The sequence below is a fragment of the uncultured Parolsenella sp. genome (assembly GCF_958346945.1).
In the GTDB taxonomy this organism is placed as follows: domain Bacteria; phylum Actinomycetota; class Coriobacteriia; order Coriobacteriales; family Atopobiaceae; genus Parolsenella.
Map to the genome: position 1 here is coordinate 1 of NZ_CATVTL010000021.1, position 11,408 is coordinate 11,408.

Annotated in this window: 10 protein-coding genes; 6 read left to right on the plus strand and 4 right to left on the minus strand. The window is 66.9% G+C overall.

The window, feature by feature from the left end; translation table 11 throughout:
* Positions 1-225: 225 nt before the first annotated feature.
* The gene (gene pflA, locus Q3866_RS07690; RefSeq protein WP_301830807.1) at positions 226-963 is read right to left on the minus strand and encodes a pyruvate formate-lyase-activating protein; all 738 of its coding nucleotides are present in this window, start codon (positions 961-963) and stop codon (positions 226-228) included.
* A 354-nt stretch (positions 964-1,317) separates the two neighbouring features.
* Positions 1,318-2,067, minus strand: coding sequence for a Crp/Fnr family transcriptional regulator (locus Q3866_RS07695; RefSeq protein ID WP_293673150.1), 750 nt, complete (start codon positions 2,065-2,067; stop codon positions 1,318-1,320).
* A gap of 91 nt (positions 2,068-2,158) precedes the next feature.
* Between Q3866_RS07695 and Q3866_RS07700 the strand changes: the two genes are divergently transcribed.
* The 4 genes from Q3866_RS07700 to Q3866_RS07715 all read left to right on the plus strand — a co-directional run bounded on the left by Q3866_RS07700 (position 2,159) and on the right by Q3866_RS07715 (position 5,737).
* Positions 2,159-2,848: a class I SAM-dependent methyltransferase gene (locus Q3866_RS07700; protein WP_301830809.1), complete on the plus strand. Its 690-nt coding sequence runs from the start codon at positions 2,159-2,161 to the stop codon at positions 2,846-2,848.
* A gap of 160 nt (positions 2,849-3,008) precedes the next feature.
* Positions 3,009-4,340 carry an amidohydrolase family protein gene (locus Q3866_RS07705; protein WP_301830811.1) on the plus strand — a complete coding sequence of 444 codons (1,332 nt, stop codon included), beginning with the start codon at positions 3,009-3,011 and terminating at the stop codon, positions 4,338-4,340.
* 241 nt (positions 4,341-4,581) lie between these two features.
* Entirely contained in the window at positions 4,582-5,229 is a 648-nt protein-coding gene (locus Q3866_RS07710) for a hypothetical protein (RefSeq protein ID WP_293826392.1), read from the plus strand.
* Between the two features lie 91 nt (positions 5,230-5,320).
* Entirely contained in the window at positions 5,321-5,737 is a 417-nt protein-coding gene (locus tag Q3866_RS07715) for a peptide deformylase (RefSeq protein ID WP_301830813.1), read from the plus strand.
* A 90-nt stretch (positions 5,738-5,827) separates the two neighbouring features.
* Here Q3866_RS07715 and Q3866_RS07720 read toward each other — a convergent pair whose 3' ends face one another.
* On the minus strand, positions 5,828-7,207 hold the full coding sequence (locus Q3866_RS07720; protein ID WP_301830814.1) for an aldehyde dehydrogenase: 1,380 nt from the start codon (positions 7,205-7,207) through the stop codon (positions 5,828-5,830).
* Positions 7,204-8,484, minus strand: coding sequence for an iron-containing alcohol dehydrogenase (locus Q3866_RS07725; RefSeq protein ID WP_301830816.1), 1,281 nt, complete (start codon positions 8,482-8,484; stop codon positions 7,204-7,206). The genes Q3866_RS07720 and Q3866_RS07725 overlap by 4 nt, the downstream gene beginning before the upstream one ends.
* A gap of 304 nt (positions 8,485-8,788) precedes the next feature.
* On the opposite strand from Q3866_RS07725, the gene Q3866_RS07730 reads away from it, so the two are divergent.
* Both Q3866_RS07730 and Q3866_RS07735 read left to right on the plus strand, forming a co-directional pair.
* Positions 8,789-10,345 carry an aminotransferase class I/II-fold pyridoxal phosphate-dependent enzyme gene (locus Q3866_RS07730; protein WP_301830818.1) on the plus strand — a complete coding sequence of 519 codons (1,557 nt, stop codon included), beginning with the start codon at positions 8,789-8,791 and terminating at the stop codon, positions 10,343-10,345.
* 209 nt (positions 10,346-10,554) lie between these two features.
* On the plus strand, positions 10,555-11,408 hold an 854-nt coding region (locus tag Q3866_RS07735; RefSeq protein WP_301830819.1), incomplete at its 3' end, for a hypothetical protein.

An 11,408-nucleotide genomic window follows, 5' to 3' on the forward strand; every position in this document is an offset into this window, starting at 1 on the left:
CTGGATGAAGTCGCGGACGTTGATGTCGTCCACCCAGTGGCCGCCCTTAAAGCCGCTCCACTCGTCCCTTAGCTGCATGTTTCCTCCTTTTTGCGCCGCTGCTGGGGGAGCAGTCTCGGCGCTGCTGTCTTTGTCTCGGCATCGGTCGACGCCGAGAGGGGTACCGGTTTGGCGTGCTGCACGGGCGCTTGGCACGGCCGTACAGTCTGTGCGCGGACGCCTCGGCTAGTTCGCCTCCTGTCCGCGAAGGATGCGCTCGGCGTGGGCCACGCGCTCGGGCGTGGGCGGGTCGACGTCGCGTAGGGTGTAGGGAAGGCCCAGCTCGTCCCACTTGAAGATGCCGAGTGTGTGGTAGGGAAGCACCTCGATGCGCTGCACGTTGCCGAGCGTCTCGATGAAGGCGCGGGTGCGCTCGAGGTACTCGTCGACATCGGTGATGCCGGGAACGAGGACGTGGCGAATCCAGACGGGCTCGCCCTTCTCGCTGAGGTAGCGCAGGCAGTCGAGGATGTTGGCGTTGTCGCGGCCGGTGAGGTCTCGGTGGCGTTCGGGGTCGATGTGCTTGATGTCTGCGAGCACGAGGTCGCAGGCGGCCATGAGGCGGTCGAACTTGGCGAGCCACGCGGGGTCGCGGGTAAAGGGCGCAAGCGACGAGTCGAGGCAGGTGTTGATGCCGCGCTCGTGGGCGCGCTCGAACAGCTCGGTCACAAAGTCGAGCTGGGCGAGGGCCTCGCCGCCCGAGACGGTGATGCCGCCCTCGGGACCCCAGTAGCTGCGGTAGCGCTCGGCGCGGTCGAGGATCTCGTTGGCATCCATGAGCTGGAAGTCCTTGCCCGCCCAGGTGTCGGGGTTGTGGCAGTAGCGGCAGCGCATGGGGCAGCCCTGGAGAAAGACGAGGAAGCGAACGCCGGGCCCGTCGGCCGAGCCAAACGACTCCATCGAGTGAACGCGCCCCTGCGTCATGGCTTCTCCTGAGCTTGCGGTGACGGCCCGTGAGCCATCAATCTTTGCGATGTCAGCGGAAAAGATAACGAGTGCGCGCGATAAGTTCCTTGACCGAAATCAAATAACGAAAAAATATTGTTTAATCTGGCTAACTTTATGAAAACGCCACAAAGAGCGTTCGAATAGGCGAACAAGCTGGCTCTTTGGGAGGGGGAGACGGGCGCCGCCCCCCCATTCGCGCCCTCGACGTCGTTGCCCATATCGTGCTTGGCTCATTGTGAGCGGCCGGTCTGTGCGCCGTCGGTGCGGCGAACATCCGTGCCTGGTCGTGCGGCCTGATGCGGGCCAGCATCTCCTTGCGCGGCCGCTTCCCTATGCCTCCGAGACACGCGCGAGCCCCTCGCGGTCGAGCACGAGCAGCCTGCCGCGGCCGGTGCGCCTCACGAGCCCCTCGCGGTCGAAGCGAGCGATGTTTCTCGAGACCGTCTCGGGGCGCAGGCCCACCGAGCTCGCGATGTCCTCGAGCTTGAGGCGAATCTCGGGTCCTGTGCAGCTGCGGTCGCGAATGAGCAGGTACTCGGCAAGGCGGCGCCTGGGCGAGCGAATCGAGAGCATGAGGATGCGCTCCTCGGCGCGGTTGAGCTCGGTGCACACTATGCGGATGAGGTCCATGGCAACGTCGGGGTGGTTGGCGAGCATGCGCTCGACGTCGGCGCGGTGGATGAGGCACAGGCGCACCGGCGTGAGGCACGCCACCGAGTAGCCGTAGGTGTGCTTCTCGAGAAACATGCCGTTCCAGAGGGCCTGGCCCTCGTGCAGGACATCGAGGACGTACTGTTCGCCATCGGAGGTGCTGCGGAAGGTCTTGATGCGTCCCGACCTCACCACGACGATCGACTCGATCTGGTCGCCCTCGTGGACGATGATGTCGTCCTCGTCATAGCTCGCGTGACGGGCGCGTGCGAGAAGCTCGCGCTTTGCCGACGCGGGAAGGCCCTCGAACAGCGAGATGTTGTCCATGCACGAGCTGCCCGCCCGGCTAAAGGCGCAGTCGTGGCCGGCTCCGGCGCAGACGCGCTCGGCCTGCGCGGCGATCCTCGCGTGCTCGTTGCTGTTAATCATGGGTCCTCCTCGTAACGGCGCCATTCTATCAGGCGTCCGCAGCAGGGCGGGGCGATAGAATCGAAGTCAACGGATGAGGAGGGAAGAGCCCGTGGAGAAAGATGAGATTGCGAGCAGGGCGAGCGAGCTTGAGCTGCCGCGCAGCGTTGAGCTGCGGTTTGTTGGAGATGCCCTGGGGCTGTGTGCCGACGGCATGGAGCTCGTCGAGGACTTCCGCGAGCTTCTTCCCCGCCTGCGGCAAGACCGTCTGGGCCGTGAGCTGCTTGTGAGGGCGGCGCGCGTCAAGGGCGCGGGCGAGCCCGTTGTCATTGACGCCACGGCGGGGCTCGGCGAGGACTCGCTGCTGCTCGCCGCTGCGGGCTTTGCGGTGACGTTGTGCGAAAACGACCCCGTGATTGCCCTGCTGCTTGCCGACGCTCTGCGCCGCGCTGCCAACGAGCCGCAGCTAGAGGGTATCGTTGGTCGCATGCGCCTCGTCGAGGGCGATTCCGTCGACGTGCTGGGCTCGCTCGACCGGGCGCCCGACGTGGTCTACCTCGACCCGATGTTTCCGGCGCGCACGAAGAGCGCGGCGGTCAAGAAGAAGTTCCAGCTGCTCCACCACCTCGAGGCTCCCTGCGCAGACCCCGAGCGTCTCATGGGCGCGGCCATCGCGGCGGGCCCGCGCAAGGTCGTGGTGAAGCGGCCGGCCAAGGCGCCGCTGCTTGCGGGCGTCAAGCCCAGCCACAGCGTGGCCGGCAAGGCCGTGCGCTTCGACGTCATCGTGGCGCCGCGGCCCTAGGGCGTCGCCGGCCGGCATCTGCCCTCGTGGCGCTGCGACTCCTCGCGCACGTCTCGCGTGGCCGCTCGTCCCGGTCTGCTCACACGCCGCCGAACCATCTGCCTCGCGGCTTTACATAACGGGTAACCTAGCTCCACACAACCAACGACAAGGAGCCCCCATGGCCGCTGATACGCGTCCGACGCTGTTCGTCAACGCAACGATTCTCGATGGAACCAAGGACATGCAGCCACAGCGCAACATGGCCGTGGCCGTCGAGAACGGCAAGATCTCCCGCATCGAGCCTGCCGCAATCGCCCAGGTACCGCAGGGCGGGCGCACCATCGACCTGGGCGGCGCCTACCTCATGCCCGGACTCGTCAACATGCACGTGCACTTCTGCGGCTCGGGCAAGCCTGTGAGCTCGGGCGATGCCGGCGCGCTCATGAAGAAGCTCGACAACCCCATTGGCCGCGCCATCCTGCATCGCATCATCCGTGGCTCGGCCCAGAACCAGCTTGCGAGCGGCGTCACCACCGTTCGCGGCGCGGGCGACCCGCTCTACGGCGACATCGCGGTGCGCAACGCCATCGAGGCGGGAAAGTGCGTGGGTCCGCGCATCGTGGCCCCGGGCACGGGCGTCACCGTGCCGGGCGGTCACGGGGCCGGCCTCTTTGCCCAGGTGGCGCAGGCACCCGAGCAGGCGGCCGACATGGTGCGCGACATCTACGCCCATGGCGCCGACGTCATCAAGCTGTTCGTGACGGGCGGCGTCTTTGATGCCGAGAAGCCCGGGGAGCCCGGCGTGCTGCGCATGTCCCCCGAGATCGCCTCTGCAGCCTGCGCCGTTGCCCACGAGCTGGGCATGCCTGTGATGGCGCACGTCGAGAGCACCGAGGGCGTGCAGGTGGCGCTCGCTGCCGGCGTCGACACGATCGAGCACGGCGCCCCCATGACGCCCGAGATTCTCGACCTGTACCAGAACGGCACCGTCCAGCTGAGCGGCAGGCCCGCGAGCGTCACCTGCACCATCTCGCCGGCGCTGCCCTTCGTGATGCTCGACCCCGAGAAGACCCACTCGACCGAGGTCCAGAAGACCAACGGCGACATCGTGTGCGGGGGCATCATCAAGAGCGCCCGTGAGGCGCTCGATGCGGGCATTCCCGTGGGCCTGGGCACCGACTCGAGCTGTCCCTACGTCACGCAGTACGACATGTGGCGCGAGGTTGCCTACTTTGCCAAGTACGTGGGTGTTTCCAACGCCTTTGCCCTGCACACGGCAACGCAGGTAAACGCCCAGCTCCTGGGCTTGGGGGATACCACGGGCGTCGTTGCCGTGGGCTATGACGCGGACCTGCTCGCCGTGGCGGGCAACCCGCTCGAGGACCTTGCGGCCCTGCGTCAGCCGCTGCACGTGATGGCTCGCGGCCGCCTTGCCGACCGCCTCAAGGTCAAGCGCTACCCCGAGCTCGATGCCGAGCTCGACGAGATCATGGCCCGTCCCGCGGAGTAAAAAAACTTGCCGCCAAGTCGCGGCGCCCTACACCCACCCATAACGCTCCGACCTCGAGCTTCTTCTCGAGGTTGGAGCTATTTTGTACCAAAATCGGCAAATCTGGACAGGTTATGGACAGGTTCGTGTCAGTCCGCCCGGGACTTTCTTTTGACTCGCGCGCCTGAGGGCCCGCGTGGCCCGTACCCTCCCAGCAAAGGGATGCCGCGCGGGGCGGCGCCAAGGCGAGGCGGAGGAAGCCATGACCATCACGGACCTGGTCGAGGACGACATCTATACGATGGCCCACTATTGGAACGGGCGAAAGCGCGAGTTCATCGAGGCGCCCACCGAGGCGTTCGCGCAGATCGTGCGCCCCTCGGTCTACTTCGAGGAAGACCCAGACCCGCTGCTTGAGGGGCAGGTGAGCGCCACCTTCTCCGAGTGGGTGCTCTTTGACTGCCGCCTTGACGAGCGCGGTACCCTGCTCGAGCGCTACATCTCCGAACAGGCCGCCGTGGTGCCCCGCGAGCGGCTCGGGCGGCTGGCGCAGGTCGCGGCAACTCACGTGTTCTCGGAGTTTGCGATCGCAAGCAAGAACCCGGCCGCAGGCACGCTCGAGGTGGTCGACATCTATGACGGCATGTCGCGCGAGGTGCTCGACGTGCGCTCGGCCCGGCGCGACGACTGGAACCACGGCACGATCTCGATGCGCATCGCGCGGGTCAACGGCGTCTGGCTGCCCGTGGGCAAGACCGTCATGTACGACCGCTGCCACTTCGACCCGGCGTGGATTCCCATCGAGGACGAGATGGGCACCTCGGGAGGGCGCCTGCTCATGCTCGCCCACGCGGTATTTGGGGTCGACGGCCGCTACCATGGCTCGCTCAGCCTGCGCGCCCTCGAATGAGCGCGGGCGCTCGCGTCCCCAATCACGTATCATCGAGGGGCACGCACGTGGCCGCGCACCTTACGCGCGGCCCAGAAGAAAGGTCGTCAACGTGATCAAGGACATCATCAAGGACGAGGAGTTCCTCGCGAAGCCTGCCGAGCCTGCCACGGTCGAGGACGCCGAGGTCGCCCAGGACCTGCTCGACACCATGGCTGCCAACGAGGACTGCGTCGGCCTTGCCGCGAACCAGATCGGCTTTTCCAAGGCCATCATTGCCTTCGAGGGCGCCAACGGCCCGCAGGTCATGTTCAACCCCAAGATCGTCGCCTCCATGGCTCCCTACAAGGCCACCGAGGGCTGCCTGTCGCTCGACCGCGACACCGAGGTGCGCCGCTTCCAGCTCGTTCGCGTCAAGTTCGACGCGCTGGTGAACGGCAGGTTCGAGTCGCGCACGCGCAAGTACTCCGGCTGGGTCGCCGAGGTCGTGCAGCACGGCATCGACCACTGCGCCGGCAAGCTGGTGTAGCGACGCGTTTTCTGCTCCATAGATATGCCGAGAGGGGCTGGCGCGCGAGTCGCGCCGGCCCCTCCCTCATAGACGGCCAAGGGACGTGCGCTAGTGCACGAACTTGCGCACGAAGAAGCGCTTCCAGCTGGCGTAGGGCTGGTAGCGGAAGGGCGCGTCGAAGAACGTCGCCTTGCTCACGACGCTCTTCTCGTGCGTGAAGGCCTCGAAGCTCTTGCGGCCGTGGTAGCTGCCCATGCCCGAGTTGCCCATGCCGCCAAACCCCATGTGTGAGGTGGCGATGTGCATGATCGTGTCGTTAACGCAGCCGCCGCCAAAGGCGACGTCGCGCATGACGCGACGGGCGAGCGTGCGGTCCTGGGTGAAGAGGTAGAGGGCAAGCGGCGTGGGGCGCTGCTCCACGAAGCGCAGGGCCTCGTCGAGGTCGTCGTAGGCGATGACGGGCAGCACGGGGCCAAAGATCTCCTCGCCCATCACAGCGTCGTCGGGTTCGACGCCGTCCATGATGGTGGGCTCGATGCGCAGCGTGGTGGCGTCAGAGCCGCCGCCCATGACCACTTTGACGGGGTCGATGAGCCCCAGCACGCGGCGGAAGTGCTTCTCGTTGATCATCTTGCCAAAGGCGGGGTTGGCAAGTGCGTCGTCTCCGTACATCTTGGTGGCCTCGGCGCGGACAAGCTCGATGAGCTCGCCCTTTATGTGGCGGTCTACCAGCAGGTAGTCGGGCGCCACGCAGGTCTGGCCAACGTTGAGCCACTTGCCAAAGGCGATGCGCCGCGCCGCCACGGCAAGGTTTGCGCTTGCCTCGACGATGCAGGGGCTCTTGCCGCCCAGCTCGAGCGTCACGGGGGTGAGGTGGGCGGCCGCGCGCTGCATGACGAGCCTGCCCACGGCAACGCTGCCGGTAAAGAAGATGTTGTCCCAGCGCTGGTCGAGCAGGGCCTCGTTCTCGGCGCGCCCTCCCTCGACCACGCTCACGAGCTCGGGCGAGAAGGCCTCGGCGCAGATGGTGGCGAGCACCGCGCTCGACGCCGGCGCGTAGGCGGAGGGCTTCACGACCACGGTGTTGCCCGCGGCGAGCGCCCCCGCGAGCGGCTCGAGCGTGAGCAGGAACGGGTAGTTCCATGGCGCCATGACGAGCGTCACGCCATAGGGCACGCGCTCCACGCGGCTCGTGGCGATGGCGTTGGCGAGGTCGGTGGGGCGCAGGCGCGGCCTTGCCCAGCGTGCGAGGTGGGCGCGCTGGTAGCGAATCTCCGAGAGCGACAGGCCAATCTCGCACATGTAGCTCTCGTCGAAGGACTTGCCCAGGTCCTCGTGAAGCGCGCGGGCGATGCCGTCCTCGTGGGCGCGCACGGCCGCGAGCAGGCGGTCGAGCGCGGCCTTGCGCGCGGCCACGTCCATAGTCGCGTGCGTCATGAAGTATGACCGCTGGCGCTTGACGATGGTCGCTATCTGCTGCTCGTTCACTGCTGGCTCCTTTGCGTCGTTACCCGCCCGGCGCTCGCCCCGTCCGCCCGGGTGGGCGAGGGCTCGTCGGCGAAGCGTCCTCCGGCAACTATACGGTACATGTCCTCGAGCTGGGCGCGGTCCCACAGACGGGGCACGGGGTAGAGCGGGTTTGCCTCGGCGTCTGCGTGGGCGGCCATCTCGGGCACGTCCGCTGCGCGGATGCCATCGAGGTGGCGCGGGATGCCCAGCTGCCCGTTCATCTCGTCGACCCAGATGACGAAGCGTCGGGCGGCCTTGGCATCGGGCGTCTCGCTGGGGCAGATGCCCATGTGTCGTGCGAGGACGGCGAGCCTTGGCGCCGCGCTCTCGCCGTAGGCGCGCAGGACGTGCGGCAAGATCACCGCGTTGGCGAGGCCGTGCGGGATGCCGTAGCGGCCGCCCAGGCTGTGGGCGATGGCGTGGACGTATCCCACGTATGACTGCGTGAAGGCGATGCCCGCCTCGTAGGCCGCGGTGAGCATGTTGGTGCGCGCCTGCCCGTCGCTGCCGTTGCGGTAGGCGTCGAGCAGGTTGTCATGGATGAGGCGCGTGGCGTCGAGCGCCATCTGACGCGTGTGGGCCGTGGTGCTCCGTCCGATGAACGCCTCGACGGCGTGGGTCAGCGCGTCCATGCCCGTCTGCCCCGTGATGGCGGCGGGAAGCCCCTGCGTGAGGCGCCAGTCGTGGACGGCGTAGGAGGGAATGAGGAAGAAGTCGTTGATGGGGTACTTGTAGCGCGTCTTCTCGTCGGTGATGACGGCGGCGAGCGTCACCTCGCTGCCGGTGCCTGCCGTGGTGGGTACGGCAACGAGCGTGGGCAGCCCGCGGTGCACGCGCAAAAGGCCGCGCATGCTCCCCACCGTCTTGGCGGGCTGGGCCACGCGCGCGCCCACGGCCTTGGCACAGTCCATGGCCGAGCCGCCGCCAAAGCCGATGATGGCCTCGCAGCGGGCGTCGTGGTAGATGCCCAGCGCCTCCTCTACGTTTGCGACCGTGGGGTTGGCAACCGTTCCGTCAAAGACCGCGCAGTCAATGCCCGCGCGAGAAAGTGCCTGCTCAAGGCCCTTGGTTAGGCCAAGGCGCGCGATGCCCGGGTCGGTCACGAGCAAGACCGAGCGTGTCCCCTCCTTGGCAAGGGCGGCCGGCACCTCCTCCACGCCGTGGAGAATGGTGGGCTCGCGGTAGGGGAGGACGGGCAGGACGAGGCGAAAGGCCGCCTGGTAGGTGCGGCACCAGGCCGTGCGCAGTGGGTTCATGGGACTCCTTGCGAGGTAGTGGGCGGGCCGTACCTCGATATGTTGACTAGGTAACATCTAGCGGATTGTAGACATTGGATGTTGAGCGGTCAACAAATGATGGGGCGGGGCACCCCTTGCCGGGAAGCTGTCACCGCATGTCCACAAAACGCGCCCGCTCGCGTCTTTTTCGCTCGGGATGGCCGTGAGTTCAATTTTGTGTGCTAGGGTGAGTTCAAAATTGAACTAGCGATGCACGTAAGTTCAATTTTGGCCACGAAAGCGGGTCAGGATCCGCTCAAATTGAACTTTTGGAGGCGAGGACATGGAGCAGGAACCCTTTGCAACGCGACTCGTCCAAGCCATGGAGGAGGCGGGCCTCAAGCAGGCAGACCTCGTGCGCCTTGCCGGCGAGACAGGCGAGAAGCTTGGGAAGAGCCAGGTCAGCCAATACGTGAGTGGCAAGGTCGAGCCTCGTCCCGCCGCGCTCGCCCTGCTCGCGAGGCTGCTCGGCACCTCGGCCGAATGGCTTGCGGGCATCCAGCCCGGCCAGGAGGCGCGAGCTAGCGCGCGGCCCGCGGCCGCACCCACACCTGCGACGCGCCTGGCGCCGCCCACCACTGGCATCCAGGGCCACGCGGCCCCAACGACAGGGAGCATCCCCATGAGGCAGTTCAAGAAGTCCAACAAGCTCGATAACGTCCTGTATGACGTCCGTGGCCCCGTCGTCGACGAGGCGGCTCGCATGGAGGCCGAGGGCGAGCGCATCCTCAAGCTCAACATCGGCAACCCCGCCCCGTTTGGCTTCCGCACGCCCGACGAGGTCGTCAAGGACATGCGCCAGCAGCTCACCGAGTGCGAGGGCTACTCAGACTCGCGCGGCCTGTTCTCCGCGCGCAAGGCCATCATGCAGTACGCGCAGGTCAAGGGCCTGCCCAACGTCAACATGGAGGACATCTACACCGGTAATGGCGTATCCGAGCTCATCCAGCTCTCGATGCACGCCCTGCTCGACGACGGCGACGAGATCCTCATCCCCAGCCCCGACTACCCGCTGTGGACGGCCTGCGCCACGCTCGCCGGCGGCCACCCCGTCCACTACCTGTGCGACGAGCAGGCCGACTGGTACCCCGACCTCGCCGACATGGAGGCCAAGGTCACCGACCGCACCAAGGCCCTCGTCATCATCAACCCCAACAACCCCACGGGCGCCGTCTACCCGCGCGAGGTGCTCGAGCAGATCGTCGACCTCGCCCGTCGCCACCAGCTCATGATTTTCTCGGACGAGATCTACGACCGCCTGTGCATGGACGGCGTGGAGCACGTCTCGATCGCCTCGCTTGCCCCTGACGTGCCGTGCGTGACGTTCTCCGGCCTGTCGAAGAGCCACATGATCGCCGGCTACCGCATCGGCTGGATGATCCTGTCGGGCAACCTACGCTGCATGAAGGACTTCATCCTGGGCGTCAACATGCTGTCGAACATGCGCCTGTGCTCCAACGTGCCCGCGCAGTCGATCGTGCAGACGGCGCTGGGCGGCTACCAGAGCGTCGAGACGTACGTGCGCCCGGGCGGTCGCGTGTGCGAGCAGCGCGACTTTGTCTACCGCGCCCTCAACGAGATCGACGGCATTACGGCCGTGAAGCCCAAGGCGGCCTTCTACATCTTCCCCAAGATCGACGTCAAGAAGTTCAACATCCACGACGACGAGCAGTTCGCCCTCGACCTGCTGCACGAGAAGAAGATCCTCGTGACGCGCGGCGGCGGCTTCAACTGGGAGCAGCCCGACCACTTCCGCGTGGTCTACCTGCCGCGCATCGAGGTCCTCGCCGAGTGCATGGACGACCTCGCGGACTTCCTGTCGATCTACCGCCAGGAGTAGGCGGGCGGCCCGCCCAACCAAAATCCACACCAACGCGCGGGACGCGCGCGGCTGCGACAACGTGGCCGCGCGCGTCTTGGCGTTTCGGTGAATGTGGCCGCCGCGCGGCGTTTTCGCAGGTTGGGCCTTAAACTAGTCCGCTGGTGCCGGGCGCCCCGGAAGGGGCACAGTGACGAATGACATAGATGATCTGAGTTGAGGAATCCGGCATGAGGGCGCAAGTGACGCGCCAGATGAGCGCCAGCGAGGCGCAAGAAGGAGACATGATGTCCCAGTTCGAGAACGACGAGATGAACAACGAGACCGTGGCCGAGGTCGCCGAGGAGCAGGTTGAGGCCACCGAGGAGGCTGCCGAGGAGCAGGCCGAGGCCGTCGAGACCCCCGAGGTCGAGGAGCAGCCCAAGGCCGAGGAGGCCAGCGCCGACGACGTCCTGTTCGACAAGGCCAACAAGGCCGCCCGTCTGCTTCGCTGCCGCCGTGCCGTGCAGCGCCGCGAGCAGGAGGAGAAGGGCAACAAGTCCAGCGCCCTCGTCCGCGCCATCAAGCTCCTGCAGCTCAAGCCCAAGATGGAGCAGAAGGAGATGTCCGAGCTGCTGGGCATGCGCCTTCGCGAGCTCGACGCGATGATGGCCGAGGCCGAGAAGAACGACGTCGTGGCCCGCATCGAGCCCTCCGAGCCCGACATGCGCAAGGTCGTCATCATGGCCGACGAGGGCGCCGTCGAGCGCGCCGAGGCCTTCGAGCGCAAGGGCGAGGCCCTCGTCCCCGGCCTCTCCGCCGAGGACATGGAGCAGCTCTCCGCCCTTCTCGACAAGGTCATCGACCCGCTCGTTGCCCTCGGCCTCGACGAGGACCGCGAGGAGCGCGGCAGCTTCCGCGGCGGCGACCGTGGCGGCAACCGCGGTGGCTTTGGCGGCCGTGACAGCCGTGGTGGCGACCGCAATGGCTTCCGCGGCGGCGACCGCGGCGGCGACCGTGGCGGCCGTGGTGACCGTGGCGGCTTTGGCGGCCGTGACAGCCGCGGCGGCGACCGCGGTGGCTTCCGCGGCGGCAACGACCGTGG

Excerpts from the sequence above, each read along its gene's own strand:
- pflA (WP_301830807.1), bottom strand. The coding sequence starts at position 963 with ATGACGCAGGGGCGCGTTCACTCGATGGAGTCGTTTGGCTCGGCCGAC.
- Q3866_RS07710 (WP_293826392.1), top strand. The coding sequence starts at position 4,582 with ATGACCATCACGGACCTGGTCGAGGACGACATCTATACGATGGCCCAC.
- Q3866_RS07705 (WP_301830811.1), top strand. The coding sequence starts at position 3,009 with ATGGCCGCTGATACGCGTCCGACGCTGTTCGTCAACGCAACGATTCTC.
- Q3866_RS07695 (WP_293673150.1), bottom strand. The coding sequence starts at position 2,067 with ATGATTAACAGCAACGAGCACGCGAGGATCGCCGCGCAGGCCGAGCGC.
- Q3866_RS07730 (WP_301830818.1), top strand. The coding sequence starts at position 8,789 with ATGGAGCAGGAACCCTTTGCAACGCGACTCGTCCAAGCCATGGAGGAG.
- Q3866_RS07725 (WP_301830816.1), bottom strand. The coding sequence starts at position 8,484 with ATGAACCCACTGCGCACGGCCTGGTGCCGCACCTACCAGGCGGCCTTT.